The sequence below is a fragment of the Streptomyces sp. NPDC030840 genome (genome assembly GCF_055572015.1).
On the sequence record NZ_JBVIEE010000021.1, the window covers coordinates 139,913 to 154,296 of the forward strand.

Genomic DNA, 14,384 nt, shown 5'->3' on the forward strand with positions numbered 1-14,384 from the left:
GTGTACGTCACGGCTGACGGTCCCTCCGGCGGCGTCGGGCAGGGGCCTCGCCCCGTTCGCGTGGGCCGGCGAAGCCGTTCGGGCCGGGGTCGCTGACCTCCTTGTAGCGCAGCCGGCGCCCCGGCGTCGCTTCCTCGCCCTCGCCCTCATGGGCGGCGGAGCGGATGACCAGGCCCTCGGTGACCGGCGGGGCGGTGGCCTTGGTGAAGCCGGCGAGCGGTGCGCGTACGCGCAGGCCGAGCGAGGCTTTCAGCTCCCCGCCGAGCGCCGACCAGACGTCGGAGGCGGCCGGTGCGTCGAGCGCGGAGCCCCCGGCGTCCAGCCCTACTAGCAGGCCGAGTTCGGCGAGCGAACCGGTGAGCAGGCGCTCGGGCACCGTGTCGGTGGCCACCAGGGTGGCGAGCACCTGTGAGAGCAGCCGGTGCTCGTCCTGCGGCCGGCTCGTCCACGCCGTGACCATGTACGACAGCCAGAACCAGCGCGCCGGGGAGCGCCGGCCCACGAGATACCCGTCCTCGTCGTACACCTCCCCGGCACCGCTGCCGCGCCGGCTCGCGTCCTCCCGGATGTCGTACAGGAAGACGCAGACCGTCGGGGCGCTGCGCCGCGCCGCCCACTCCCGGGTGGGGGCGTCGAAGACGACCTCGACGCCCGACGCCTCGAGGCCGGACTCGCCGAGCAGCCGCCGCAGCCCCTCGTCGACCTCGTGGATCACCGGCGGGTCACCTCGTCGGGCGGCTGCACACTGCCCATGACCACCAGGAAGTCCGTCTTCACCGGCGAGAACCCGGGACCCCTGGCGGTGATGGTACGCGGTCCGGTCTGGTCCTTGGCGAGGATGAGCAGCTGGCCGATGAACGTGCCGTCCCGCTTCGGAATGGTCGGCGCCGCCGCCGCGGTGATCCCCGGGTTCCACTTGAACCGCACCGGCACGCCCGGCGGGAAGTCCTTGCCGCGCACCGAGGTGACGAAGCCGGGCTTGCCGATCTCCGGCACCGCGATGATGCGCGGCTGCAGGATCCGCACCCGCTCCCGGGCGGTGTTGTCGTTCCTGTCGGCGTCCGTCCCGGTGGTGGTGAGGATGCCGACCGCCTGGCCCGTCGTCGCCTTCTTGGGGCTGAGGACCACCCGTACGACCGTGCTCGCGCCCGGCCTCAGGTCCGGCAGCGCACAGACCCAGGAGGCGTCGCAGCCCGTCGGCGGTCCGCTGTTCGCGATGCCCCTGGGCAGGCCGATCTTCAGCCGCAGCCCGGTCGCCAGCGCGTTGCGGCCGTTGCGCACGGTGTACGTCACCACGACCCGCCCGCCCACATAGCCGGGGTTCGGCTGGGCGTTGACGCGCACGCCGGGTCCGGCCTTCGGTTCCTGAGGCTCCTGCGGCACGGTGGGCGGCGTGGTCGTGGGCGGCCTGCTGGTGGGCGGCGCCGGGGTCGGTGTCGGCGTCGGCGGTGTCGGAGTGGGGCTCGGCGGGGGCGGCTGCTCCTCCTCGACCACCGGCACGACGGTCCGGCCCGTGTTGTCGGTGGGCTCCGGGTCCAGGACCGTACCGGTGACCGACCAGTCGATCGGCGCGTCGCCGGGCGTGACGCCGGTGAGGGTCACGTCCACCGGCACGGTCGTGCCGGGCTCCACCACGCCTACGTTGCACTGGAGGGAGGCGGCGTCGCAGGTGTCTCCGGGATAGGTGATCCGGGTGATCTGCACGCCGGGCGGCGGGGTGACGGTCAGTGTGGTGCCGGGCGAGGCGGCGGGGCCGTTGTTGATCACGTCGACGGTGACCGTACTGGAGTCGCCGACGGTGACCTCCGGCGCGGTGCCGGGCGCTTCGAGAGCGAGGTCCACGGACTGCTGGACGGCGGGTTCCTTCTGCCGGCCCGGGAAATCGGTGGTGAGCGGGGTGATCTCGCCGGACTCGACGTTCAGGACGCTCAGCTTCTCGGGGCTGTTGACCGCTACCTCGGCACGCGAGCTGAACACCAGGCTCTTGCCGTCGGCCGTCCACGCGGCGTCGCGCGGCTGGAACGGGCCGGTGGCCGAGGTGTCCGGCAGCTCCCGGCCGCAGGCGCCGGGCAGGTCGATGAGGGAGGCGGGCAGCAGCACCTGGCAGTTGTCGCCCGACAGGGACGTCAGGAGCAGGCCGTTCTGCTCGTCGACCGCGCCGCCGCCGTTCTTGCGGTTGTAGGCGATGGTGAGCCCGTCCGGCGAGAACGCCGGGCTGTCGTCGATGACTTCGCAGTCGCCCGGGCAGTTGATGTCGCTCAGGTCGGTCTGCCGGTCCAGGTCGTTCACGGGCACGGTCCAGATGTGCTTATTGCCGCCGCCCCCGTTGATCTCCATGTTGCGGGTGAAGGCGAGGGTGGTGCCGTCGGAGGACCAGGTGGGCTGGGCGTCCTGGCCCTGGAGCTCCCCGGCCGGCGGGGTGATCTTTCCGGTGATCTCACCGCTGGCCACGTCGGCGATGAGGATCTGGCTGGCGCCCGCGGCGTCACCGACGCCGCCCGGCGACGTCCGGGTGAAGGCGAGGAACTTGCCGTCCGGGGAGAACGTCGGGTCGGTGTCCCAGTCCGTCGGGGCACGTCCCGCGAGCTTCATGGGCGCCGCGTTGGCCCCGTCGGCGTCCACCATCCAGATCCGCTCGACCCGCTGGCCGTCCACGGTCTCGAAGCGGGTGACGACGATCCGGCGGCCGTCGGGCGTGTAGTTCTGCCGCTCGGTCCACGGGTCGAACCCGGCTCTGGGCCGGAACAGCGGATCCTTGGCGGGATCGGTGTTGGTGTCGGCCTCCGGGTCCTCGTTGAGGATCGTCAGCCCCAGGTCGCGCGGGTCGGCCCCGTCCATCCGGGCGTCCTGCAGCGTCACCACGTGCGCGGCGGAGAGCGTGTCGGTACGGGTTCCAGGGTCTTGCGCCGTGGTGCGCTCCACGATCACGCCGCCGCCGTCGTTCGAGCCGAGCCAGGTGGGCGAGAGGACCTCCCGGTCCTCGTTGAGCACCAGGGGAGGTTCCACGTTGGGGTCCTCGCCGGCGTGCGCGGGGAACGTGAACACGTGGTCGTAGTTGCCCTCGCAGGTGCAGGTGATCTCGGGGCTCAGGAAGACCACCCCGTTCCCGTCGGGCTTCCACGCTGCCGCGTGGGCACGCCAGTTGGCGTACACGCCCGCGAACAGCGGCTGGTCGCTGGTCCCGTTCGTGATCCGCAGCCGGGGCTGGGACTGCCCGTCGACGGTGGTGGTGGCGGTGTACGCGATCCAGTCCCGGTTGACATCGTCGTTCACCGGGTTCCACGCCGGCTCGGTGGCGGCGCCGTTCGCGGGATCGGTGATCCGGGTTTCGGTGCCGCCCGCCAGGGGCCGTACGTAGATCTGCGCTCCGGCCGACGCGTCGCTGTCACTGGAGTACGCGATCCGCTGCCCGTCCGGGGAGACCGTCGGGTCCTCCTCGTTCGCGGGGGTGTCGGTGAGCTGCGTCAGGCCGGTGCCGTCGGTGCGCACCTGCCACAGGTCGCGCTGCGTCCCGCCGCCGACGCCGCTCGCCTCGGCGGAGTCGAACAGCACGGACTGGCCGTCCGGGGTCAGTTGGGGGTGTGCCGCGTCCATGCCGCTGGTGAGCTTGCGTACCGAACCGTCGGCTGCCCGCAGATAGATCTGCGGGTTCTTCTCGTCGCGGCGGCTCGCGAAGACCATTTGGTCGCCGACGGCGGACGGCTGGGTGTCGTAGTGGGCCGGGCCCTCCCCGAACAGCGGTGCGCTGACGTTCTCCTTGGGGTCGGAGGTGGGGGAGGTGACCTTGCCGAGACTGCGGTGGCGGGTACCGGCGTACGCGACCCGGGCGTCCGCGGCGTCGGCCAACGCCTTCGCCTGCGGCTCGGCGCTGCCCGGTCCTGCGGCCGCCGTCACGCCGAGCAGCGGGATCAGCAGCAGCAGCGACATCCCGAGTCTCTCCAGGCGGTACCGCCCGCCGGGGCCAGCGGTTTCCATCACGGTCCCCTTCGCAGTCTGGTGCGGCATCTGGATGTGCCCCCACCACCCTGCACCGCCCCCGTGCGGGGCGGCAGGGCGGTGGGGACGTACCCGGGGGAAACGTGGGTGCGCTTTCGGGCAGTGCCGGGTTCCCGGAGGCCGCCGGACGGGGTGCGCGCGAACCCGTCGCCTCGTACGCCGGATCTATTGGCCGGACCAACCAGTCCACCGGCCCGTCAGATCAGTCCGTTGCGCAGGGCGTAGCCCACCGCGTGGGCCCGGTTGCGCAGTTGCAGTCGCGTGATGATCTCGTGCAGGACGTTCTTGACGGTCCGTTCGGAGTACGAGGTCTTGCGCGCGATCTCCGCCGTGTCCAGGCCCTCCGACACCAGGCGCAGCATGTCCGCCTCGCGCGTGGTCAGTGTGGACAGGGACAGGCTCCCGGGGTCGAGTGCCGAGCGCTGGAGGTTGCCCACGTGGGAGAGCAGCTTGCCGAGCAGGTCTCCGGGCAGCACTCCCTCTCCGTTGGCTATCGCCAGGACCAGCCGCAGGAGCTGGTCCTGTTCGGCCTCGGCACGCCGCAGCACCGCCGCCACTCCGCCCTCGATGACGCGTTGCAGGGCGCCGGGTCCGAGCGTGCCTATCACCAGGCCGGTGCGGGTGGCCTTGTTGTGCCGCAGCCGGTGCAGCAGGGCGACCACGTCGTCGCCGACGTCGTCGACGACCACCAGCGACACCTCGGCCCCCTCCGCGTCGGCGTCGTCGACCAGGTCGATCTCGGGGCGCTGGCGCAACTGGTGGACGATGCCGACGCGCAGCACCGGATCGGCGGCGTAGACGGCGACGGTCACCCGGCTCGGACGGTCGGCTCTGGACGTCTGGGGGGCAGCCTGTGCCTGGGCGGGCTCTCGTAACGTGGTGTCGGACATGGCAGGGCTGGTCTCCTCTGCACATAACATCGATGGCTACCTGTTCCAGAGTTCGTGGGGGCAAGGGTTATTCCAGGACGAGGCGACCACCGGTAGGCGGCGCACGGGAAGCGGCGCGCCACATTAACGAGCCACCGTTACAAGGTGGTTGACATTGACTTGCCGGGCAACGGGACTGCCTGGGTGTTGCCCTCGCGTTCCTCGTGGGACTCCGGGGCACACTTCTACCGTGGTGGCGTGACGCCTTCTGCAGCCTCTTCCGGTCCGGGTGCGCCCGGCCTCGACATTCCGGCCGTGACGGTGACGCCGGGCGAGATCGCCACGACCACTCTGACCGTCCGCAACGACAGCGACATCGTCGAGGCGTACAACCTTGAGGTCGTCGGGGACTGCGCCCCCTGGACCACCGTGGAACCGGCCCGGGTCTCGCTCTATCCCGGCACCTCCGAAACGGTGACGCTCCGTCTGGCACCGCCACGCTCTCCGGAGATCCGGGCCGGCGAAAAGCCCCTCGGCGTGCGGGTCCTGCCGACCGAGCACCCCGAGTCGGTACGCGTCCTCGAAACCACTGTGCACATCGAGGCGTTCCACGAACTGCAGACCGAGCTGGCCCCGCGCCGACGCCGCGGCTGGCTGCGCGGCCGCTACAAGCTGGCGGTGCGCAACCAGGGCAACACTCCGGTGCAGGTGGGCTTCACGCCCGGTCAGGCGGGCGAGGAACTCGGGTTCGCCTTCACCCCGGCGCAGCCGAAGCTGGAGCCCGGTGAGTCGACCGAGGTCGGGCTGCGGGTCCGTACGGCCAAGCCGGTGTGGCTCGGCGCCCCGGTGGTGTGGCCGTTCACGGTGGACACTGCCGAGACCGGCGACCGGGACGAGGAGCAGCCCCGGTGGGACGAGCCCGCCGCCCGGCCGCCGCTGGACGCGGAGTTCGTCCAGATCCCGATCTTCCCGCGATGGCTGCTGATTCTGCTGGCGGCGCTGCTCGCGCTGCTGCTCGCCTGGTTCGCACTGGTGCGTCCCGCGGTGAAGAGCGCCGCCAAGGAAGCCGCCGAGGAAGCAGTCCAGCCGCGTCCCACGCCCGCCGGGGAACAACGTCCGGGCGCCGAGACCGGCGGCGGTTCGGACTCCAAGCCGGGCGGCAAGGAGTCGGGCGCACCGGCCGGGTCGGGCGGTGGGGGCGATGGCGCCTCGGGCGAGGAGGGCGTTACGGGCACCAGCGGCCAGCACTCGGAGACCATCGACGTGCAGTTGGCCGCCGGGGAGACCAAGTCCCGTAGCTACAAGGTGCCGAAGGACAGTGTCTTCGGGGTCACGGATGCCGTCGTCGCCAACTTCCAGGGCGACGAAGGGGTGTTGACCTTCAGCTTCGGCGACCGCAAGATCACCACTATCGCGCTGGAGACCTTCCGTAACCAGGACTACCACTGGGTGACCCCCATCAAGATCGCCGAAAACGACACCGTGACGATCAGCGTGACCTGCGCCAAGCCCGGTACGCCCGCGACCGGTCGTCAGGCTCAGGGGTGCCACGAGGTCCTGAACGTGAGCGGAATTCTCAGCAGCACCAAGCAATGAATCGGACCCCCCGATTCACTGACATTGTCGATCGCCCCTGGCGTCCCCTGTAAAGAGTTGGATCTTCCTCCGTCCGGAAATGACCAACCCTGGTCCGAAATTGGACCCGGGTTACGTCTGGCCGGTCAGGTCACCCCGCCGTGGCGCCCGTTCTCGACCCGTTCCGCTCTGCGGGTGCCGATCAAGACCGTGTCCTACGTGGTGAGGCGGATGAGCCGCTTGTAGCAGCACAGGGCGGCTGCGAGACCGAGAAAGGCGAGGTAGTTGCGGGGGTCGCGCTCGTAGCGAGGCTTGACCCGACGGTAGCCGGACAGCCATGACATGGTGCGCTCGATGACTCATCGGCGGCGCGCCAATCGTTCGCTGGACTCGATGCCCTTGCGGGCGATGCGGACGTCGATGCGCTTGCCGCGAAGCCACCTGCGCAGGTCACCCCGGTCGTAGGCCTTGTCCGCATGCAGGCGTTGCGGCTTGAAGTACCGGCCGCGGTAGGGGTCGTGTCTCCTTACGTCGTTCCTGGGTCTGATTCCGGTCACTCGTAGGATCGGAAGGCCCAGGGATGCTGGGTGTGGCTGCGTGTCTCCAGCCTGTTGGTGGCTTCAAACGATTGGCCGCCTGGCATCCCACGACGACTCGGCCACTCATTGGGGTGCGCGGCAAAAGATCGCTTGGTAAGGACACGCTGGCGAGGTCGTCTGTTGGTACACGGGAACAACCTCGGAGGTGGCAGTGCCTGAGCTCTGGGCCGGTGTGGACGCGGGGAAGGCCGAGCATCACTGCGTGGTGATCGACGTCGGCGGCAAGCGGGAGCTGTCGCGGAGGGTGGCCAACGACGAGAATGCGTTGCTCGAACTGCTCAGCGACGTACTGGAGTTGAGCGATGGCAAGCCGGTGACGTGGGCGATAGACCTCAACGCCAGCGGGGCTGCCCTGATGATCGCGCTGCTCACCGACAACGGGCAGAAGGTCCTTTACATCCCCGGCCGCACTGTCCATCACACCTCCGGCTCCTACCGGGGCGACGGGGAGACGGACGCGAAGGATGCCTTCGTCATTGCAGATCAGGCGCGTATGCGCTGTGACCTTCAGCCGGTGCACCGTGGCGACAACATCGCGGTCGACCTGCGGTTTCTCACCTCACGTCGCTTGGACCTGGGCAGTTTGGTTTGGATCAGCCGGTCGTTGGTCTGGGTGTGCCGTCAACAGATGCGCAGTGGGCGCGGATCGAGCCGTTACTCCCGGACCGCACGCCGAAGCGGGGTGGTCGCCGGCGGGATCATCGTGAGGTGATCGACGCGATCGCCTTCAAGTTCCAGACCGGAACGCAGTGGGTCCACCTGCCGGAGAAGTACGGCAACTGGCGAGGCGTCTACAACCGGCTGCGGATGTGGGCCGTCGATGGCACCTGGGAGCGGGTGTTCACCGCGCTGATGGCACAGGCCGACGCTGATGAGGACCTGGCCTGGGCCGTGTCCGTCGAGCCCACGATCGTGCGAGCTCACCAGCACGCGGCCGGGGCCCGCAAAAAGGGGCCCCGGTCGGCGAACCGGCCGACCACGCCATCGGCCGGTCCCGCGGTGGGCTGACGACCAAGATCCACCTCGCAGCCGATGCCCGCTGCCGACCTCTCGCGTTCGTTCTCACCGCTGGCCAGGCCGGCGATGCACCGGCCTTCACGGACGTCATGGCCCGCCTGCGCGTTCCCCGGCGGCGCGGACGCCCTCGCACCAGGCCGGACGTGGTCCTGGCGGACAAGGCCTATTCATCCCGTGCGATCCGCAGCCACCTGCGCAAGCGCGGCATCCGGGCGGTGATCCCGGTCCCGGCAGATCAGCGTGGCCACCGGCTGCGTCGAGGCAGCCGGGACGGCAGGCCACCGGCCTTCGACCGCGAGACCCACAAGCAGCGCAACACCGTCGAGCGGTGCATCAACCGCCTCAAGCAGTGGCGCGGCATCGCCACCCGCTACGAGAAGACCGCGACCATCTACCTGGCCGGACTCCACATCGCAGGCATCTTCCTGTGGTCCGCCCGCTGATCCAAACGAAAGCCCCTAAACCACCCACGACCACCGCCCCCTCCCCCGCCAAGGGCCCCAAGTGGCTCCGCAGTCCCAGCGACACGCCCTGAATTCGCGGTGTCGTTGGGACTCGGCACCCACTCGGCTCTCGCTCGGCGGGAATGGGCGACGCCCTCCGCCGGCAAGGTGGCGCACGTCCTCACAACAGCGGCCCCACCTCGCCCCCGAACGCGCTCATCTGGTCGACGAGTTCCGTACGGCTCCGGCTGCGGAACCGCACCTGGATCTGGTCCACGCCCATCGCCCGGTACGTCCGCAGGGACTCGGCGAGCGCTTCGGGGGTGCCCGTGAGGGTGCGGCGGCCGACGTCCCAGCCCGGCTCACCCACGTACAGCGGCTCCGTGATCGCGCCCACGACGAACGGGCCCTCCACGCCGGCCCGTTCGCGCAGTTCCCGGAGCCTGGCGATCTGACCCGGCAGCCGGTCGCGCGGGTCGCCCTGCGGCAGCCAGCCGTCCCCTCGGACGGCGGCCCGGCGGACGGCGGCCGGGGAGGAGCCGCCGACCCATACGGGGACGTGCTCCTGCGCGGGGCGGGGGCGTTGGCCGAGCCCTTCGAAGTCGTACGACTTGCCGTGGTGGGCCGGGAATTCGTCGGGCCCCAGGGCCGCCCGGAGCGCGTCGACCGATTCGTCCAGGAGCGCGCCCCGGCCGGCGAAGTCCACCCCCAGCGCCTCGAACTCCTCCGGTACGTGCCCGGCGCCGACCCCCAGGATCAGCCGTCCGCCGGAGAGGTGGTCGAGGGTCGCGTACTGCTTGGCCGAGACCAGGGGGTGGCGGAGGCCGACGATCGCGACGTGGCTGAGCAGCCGGACCCGCTCGGTGACCGCGGCGAGGAAGGCCAGCGTGGCGACCGGGTCGTACCAGACCGTGCTCATCGCGGCCGCGAGGCGGCGCGGGATGGCGACGTGGTCGCAGCTCGCGATGTACGCGAAGCCGGAGCGGTCGGCGGTGCGGGCGATCTCCGCCAGGTCGTCCGGCCCTGCGTCCGCCTCCCACGGCTCGGCGTAGAGGGTGGACTGGGACTGGACGGGGAGCTGCATCCCGTACAGCAGCCCGGCACCTGAGGGGGTGCTCACCGCGCACCACCGGGGCCGGGCCACAGGCCGTCGTCCGTGAGCCCCAGCAGGTCGATGGCGTTGCGCCGGACGATCCGGTCGACCACGTCCGGGTCCAGGTGGCCCATCTGGGACTCGCCGACCTGGCGGGACTCGGGCCAGGTGGAGTCGGAGTGGGGGTAGTCGGTCTCGTACAGGACGTTGCCGACGCCGATGGAGTCGAGGTTGCGGAGCCCGAAGGCGTCGTCGAAGAAGCAGCCGTAGACGTGCTCGGCGAAGAGCTCGGACGGCGGGCGGTGGACCTTGTCGGCGACGCCGCCCCAGCCGCGGTTCTCCTCCCAGACGACGTCCGCGCGCTCCAGGATGTACGGGATCCAGCCGATCTGGCCCTCCGCGTACATGACCCTGAGGTTCGGGAAGCGTTCGAACTTGCCGCTCATCAGCCAGTCCACCATCGAGAAGCAGCAGTTGGCGAAGGTGATGGTGGAGCCGACGGCGGGCGGGGCGTCCGCGGACGTGCTCGGCATCTTGCTCGACGAGCCGATGTGCATCGCGATGACCGTGCCGGTCTCGTCGCAGGCGGCGAGGAAAGGGTCCCAGTCGTCGGTGTGCACGGAGGGCAGGCCGAGGTGCGGGGGTATCTCGGAGAAGGCGACGGCCCGTACGCCGCGCGCGGCGTTGCGGCGGACCTCGGCGGCGGCCAGCTCGGCGTCCCAGAGGGGGATGAGGGTGAGGGGGATGAGGCGTCCCCGGGCGTCGGGTCCGCACCACTCCTCCACCATCCAGTCGTTGTAGGCGCGGACCCCGAGCAGCCCCAGTTCCCGGTCCTGCGCCTCGGTGAAGGTCTGGCCGCAGAAGCGCGGGAAGGTGGGGAAGCACACGGCCGACTGCACGTGGTTGACGTCCATGTCGGCGAGGCGCTGCTTGACGTCGTACGAGCCGGGGCGCATCTGCTCGTACGTGATGACTTCCAGCTTGATCTCGTCCCTGTCGTAGCCGACGGCGGTGTCGAGGCGGGTGAGGGGGCGGTGCAGGTCCTCGTAGACCCACCAGTCGCCGATGGGGCCGTCGTCGCCGGGTGCGCCCATGACGGGCTTGAACCGGCCGCCGAGGAAGGTCATTTCCTTCAGGGGCGCGCGGACGATGCGGGGGCCGATGTCCCGGTACTTCTTCGGCAGGCGGTCCTGCCAGACGTTCGGGGGCTCCACCGTGTGGTCGTCGACGGAGATGATCTTCGGGAAGGGGGAAGTGGTCTCGGTCGTGTCCATACGGGGCACGGTAGCGCCGATCTGACGATGCGTCAGCTAGCGTGCGGGCGGTCACTGACGAAGGGTCAGCTAACATGCGGGCGGTCTTTGGCGCACCGTCAGGTCGGGTGCACGCATCCCCGGACCGGTCGCGCGAACCGTCGGGCCGGGCGCACCAGGGCTCGCGGCGGCCTGGTCCGTCGTGTACATGGCCAGACTCGGACGTGCGCGTGGCCGGATCGCGCGGGCCGTGCGAGAAGAGCGTGTGTAAACGTTGTGTCGTCCCGCGTGGCGCCCTGTGATCGCTGTCTCCCACGGCTGACGCATCCGCCGTGTACAAGGCAAACTGGCGTAGTTGTCAGGGAGACCAGGGGGCGGCGATGGACGACGTTGAACCGCGAGTGCCTGAGCAGCGAGGACCCGAGGATGCTCGGCACCCGGCTGCCGAGGCGCCGGCGCGGTTGCGTTTCAGCGTGCTCGGCCCGGTGCGAGCCTGGCGCGGTACGGAGCTCCTGCCCACCGGTTCACCACAGCAACGCGCCCTGCTGGCCGCGCTGCTGCTCCGCGAGGGCCGTACGGCCACGGCGGGCGAGCTGATCGACGCGCTGTGGGGCGACGACCCGCCCTCCCAGGCCCTGGCCGCCGTCCGCACCTACGCCTCCCGGCTGCGCAAGGTCCTCTCGCCCGGCGTGCTGGTCAGCGAGGCGGGCGGTTACGCCATCCGCCTCGCCGACCAGCACACCGAGTCGGACATGGACGGCTCCCTCGACCTGGCCCTCGCCCAGCAGCTGGCGGCCGACGCGGAGAAGGCCAAGGCGGCCGGCGACCTGTGCCACGCCCGCGCGCTGCTGAACAAGGCGCTGAGCCTGTGGGACGGCGAGGTCCTGGCGAGCGTCCCCGGCCCGTACGCGGAGACCCAGCGGGCGCGGCTGGACGAGTGGCGGCTGCAGCTCATCGAGACCCGTACGGACATGGACCTCGAACAGGGCTGCCACGCGGAGGCGGTCTCGGAGCTCACGGCCCTGACGGCGGCGCACCCCCTGCGGGAGCGACTGCGCGAACTGCTCATGCTGGCCCTGTACCGCAGCGGGCGCCAGGCCGAGGCCCTCGCCGTGTACGCGGACACGCGGCGGCTGCTCGCGGACGAGCTCGGCGTGGACCCGCGCCCGGGGCTGAAGGAACTCCAGCAGCGCATCCTCCAGGCGGACCCGGCCCTGGCGGAACCCTCGGCCCCGCTGCCCCCCGAGCCGGCGGCGGCACCGATCCGCCCGGCGCAACTGCCCGCCACCGTCCCGGACTTCACCGGCCGGTCCGCCTTCGTGGCCGAGCTGAGCGAGGTGCTGTCGGCGGCGTCCGGGGAGGCGGGCCGGGTGATGGCGGTGTCCGCGCTGGCCGGCATAGGCGGCGTCGGCAAGACGACCCTCGCCGTCCATGTCGCACACCAGGCGCGCGGCGCCTTCCCGGACGGGCAGCTGTACGTGGACCTCCAGGGCGCGGGCTCGCGGGCGGCGGAACCGGAGACGGTGCTCGGCGCCTTCCTGCGCGCCCTGGGTACGGCCGACGCCTCGATCCCGGACTCCCTGGAGGAGCGGGCGGCCCTGTACCGCTCGTTGCTGGACGGCCGCCGGGTCCTCGTGCTCCTGGACAACGCCCGGGACGCGGCCCAGGTACGGCCCCTGCTGCCGGGCACGGAGGGCTGCGCGGCGCTGGTGACCTCCCGGGTACGGATGGTGGACCTGGCTGGGGCACACCTGGTCGACCTGGACGTGATGTCCCCGGACGAGGCCCTCCGGCTCTTCACGAAGATCGTGGGCGAGGAGCGGGTGGCCGCGGAGCGGAAGGCCGCGCTGGACGTGGTGGCCGCGTGCGGCTTCCTGCCGTTGGCGATCCGCATCGCCGCGTCCCGCCTCGCGGCCCGCCGCACGTGGACGGTCTCGGTCCTCGCCGCCAAGCTGGCCGACGAGCGACGCCGGCTGGACGAACTGCAGGCCGGCGACCTGGCGGTGAAGGCCACCTTCGAGCTGGGGTACGGGGCGCTGGAGCCGACGCAGGCCCGGGCGTTCCGGCTGCTTGGCCTGGCGGACGGCCCCGACATCTCGCTCGCGGCGGCCGCCGCCATGCTGGACCTCGGAGTCGACGACACGGAGGACCTGCTGGAGTCCCTGGTCGACACGTCCCTGCTGGAATCGGCGGCGCCGGGCCGCTACCGCTTCCACGATCTGGTGCGACTCTACGCGCGTGCGTGCGCGGAACGGGACGAGCAGCCGCCGAGCGTGGGGGTACCTCCCACGCCTTTCGGGCAGTGGGGGAAGGAGGCGGCGATGTCGCGGCTGCTGGACTTCTACCTGGCGACGGCCTCCGAGGTCTACGCCATCGAACGACCGGGCGACCGGCTGGTGGATCACCTGGAGGCGACGGAGTACCCGGGGCTGCGGTTCACCGACGGCTCCGCGGCCCTGGACTGGCTGTACAGCGAGGCCGCGCCCCTGCTGGCCTGCGTACGGCAGGCCGCGGGGACGGACCGGTTGCGGCGGGCGGTGGATCTGCTGTGGGCGTCCAAGGACCTGACCGAGTCGGGGGCCAACTCCCACCAGTACGAGAACACGGCCAGGGCGATGTGCGAGGCCACTCAGGCGGCGGGGGACGCGCGTGCGGAGGGCAGGGCGCGGACGACACTCACCAATGTCCTGCTGGTCTCCGGCCGCATCCAGCAGGCCGCCGAGCAGGCTCAGCTCGCCCTGGAACTCGCCGCGTCCGCGCAGGACGCCATGGCCATGAGCTGGGCGGCCAACGACCGGGGGCTCACCTTCCTGCACCAGGAGCGGTACGCGGACGGCAAGCCGTTCTTCGAGCGGTCGATCGAGGGGTACGGCGCGATCGGCAACCGGCCTCTCGAAGCACTCAGCCTCTGCAACCTCTCGCGTGCCCACCTGGGCATGGGAAACATCACCAAGGCGGTGGAGATCGCACAGCGCGCCCTCACGGCCTACCTGGAGATCGGCCAGACCCTGCGCCTTGCCAACGGCCACTTCACCCTGGGCATCGCACTGAACATGGCAGGCCGTCATACCGAGGCCCTCAACCAGTTCTCCGACGCGCTGTCCATCTTCGGCAACCACAGACAGCGGCTGTGGGAAGGCACGACCAACTACCGGATCGCCCAGGTGCACCTGGCCGCCCGTCGCCCCGCACAGGCTGCCCAGCACGCCGAGCAGGCCCTCGCGCTCGGCTGCATCGGCGGCGACCGGATGCAGGGCATCGTGCTGACCCTCCTGGGACGGGCGCTCACGATGCTGGGGCAGGTCGACCGGGCCAGGGCCTGCTGGCGCGAGGCACTCAACCTCTACGAGCAGAACGGCGGCGGCGCCCAGGCCGAGGAGGTGCGTGCGCTGCTCAGGCCCGCCTCGGCGGCATGAGCGACGCGTTTCCCGCCGGGCGGTTCCGGACGTTCAGCATTCGTTTATCTCCACCAGGCACAGTCGTACATGTCACACCGTCGCGTCGGGGGGCAGGCGGTTGACCAGGGGCGCTACCGGCTA

The 14,384-nt window shown here is 71.0% G+C and carries 8 protein-coding genes and 2 pseudogenes; 4 read left to right on the forward strand and 6 right to left on the reverse strand.

Features of this window, described 5'->3' with window-relative positions; genetic code table 11:
* Positions 1-7: 7 nt before the first annotated feature.
* From ACZ49J_RS34355 to ACZ49J_RS34365, 3 genes are all read right to left on the reverse strand, one after another.
* Positions 8-715, reverse strand: coding sequence for a Pvc16 family protein (locus ACZ49J_RS34355; protein ID WP_467454429.1), 708 nt, complete (start codon positions 713-715; stop codon positions 8-10).
* Complete coding sequence (locus tag ACZ49J_RS34360; protein WP_467454430.1) at positions 712-3,975, reverse strand: hypothetical protein; 3,264 nt, start codon at positions 3,973-3,975, stop codon at positions 712-714. The genes ACZ49J_RS34355 and ACZ49J_RS34360 overlap by 4 nt, the downstream gene beginning before the upstream one ends.
* Positions 3,976-4,193: 218 nt before the next feature.
* The gene (locus ACZ49J_RS34365; protein WP_467454431.1) at positions 4,194-4,886 is read right to left on the reverse strand and encodes a helix-turn-helix transcriptional regulator; all 693 of its coding nucleotides are present in this window, start codon (positions 4,884-4,886) and stop codon (positions 4,194-4,196) included.
* Positions 4,887-5,123: 237 nt separating this feature from the next.
* Between ACZ49J_RS34365 and ACZ49J_RS34370 the strand changes: the two genes are divergently transcribed.
* Entirely contained in the window at positions 5,124-6,461 is a 1,338-nt protein-coding gene (locus tag ACZ49J_RS34370) for a COG1470 family protein (protein WP_467454432.1), read from the forward strand.
* A 194-nt stretch (positions 6,462-6,655) separates the two neighbouring features.
* Here ACZ49J_RS34370 and ACZ49J_RS34375 read toward each other — a convergent pair.
* A pseudogene (locus ACZ49J_RS34375) lies at positions 6,656-6,964 on the reverse strand (transposase); the annotation flags it as partial.
* 220 nt (positions 6,965-7,184) lie between these two features.
* Here ACZ49J_RS34375 and ACZ49J_RS34380 point away from each other — a divergent pair.
* Both ACZ49J_RS34380 and ACZ49J_RS34385 read left to right on the forward strand, forming a co-directional pair.
* Positions 7,185-7,616 (forward strand): annotated as a pseudogene (locus ACZ49J_RS34380) (IS110 family transposase); the annotation flags it as partial.
* Positions 7,617-7,648: 32 nt separating this feature from the next.
* Positions 7,649-8,499, forward strand: a protein-coding gene (locus tag ACZ49J_RS34385) for an IS5 family transposase (protein WP_467454477.1) whose coding sequence is annotated in 2 segments (ribosomal slippage) — positions 7,649-8,015 and positions 8,015-8,499 — 852 coding nt in all. Because the reading frame shifts where the segments join, the coding sequence is not laid out codon by codon here.
* A 181-nt stretch (positions 8,500-8,680) separates the two neighbouring features.
* On the opposite strand, the gene ACZ49J_RS34390 is transcribed toward ACZ49J_RS34385, so the two are convergent.
* Both ACZ49J_RS34390 and ACZ49J_RS34395 read right to left on the reverse strand, forming a co-directional pair.
* Positions 8,681-9,583 carry an LLM class F420-dependent oxidoreductase gene (locus tag ACZ49J_RS34390; protein WP_467454478.1) on the reverse strand — a complete coding sequence of 301 codons (903 nt, stop codon included), beginning with the start codon at positions 9,581-9,583 and terminating at the stop codon, positions 8,681-8,683.
* A gap of 32 nt (positions 9,584-9,615) precedes the next feature.
* On the reverse strand, positions 9,616-10,866 hold the full coding sequence (locus tag ACZ49J_RS34395; RefSeq protein WP_467454434.1) for an amidohydrolase family protein: 1,251 nt from the start codon (positions 10,864-10,866) through the stop codon (positions 9,616-9,618).
* 359 nt (positions 10,867-11,225) lie between these two features.
* On the opposite strand from ACZ49J_RS34395, the gene afsR reads away from it, so the two are divergent.
* Entirely contained in the window at positions 11,226-14,261 is a 3,036-nt protein-coding gene (afsR, locus tag ACZ49J_RS34400) for an SARP-family global regulator AfsR (protein ID WP_467454435.1), read from the forward strand.
* The last annotated feature ends 123 nt before the right edge of the window (positions 14,262-14,384 follow it).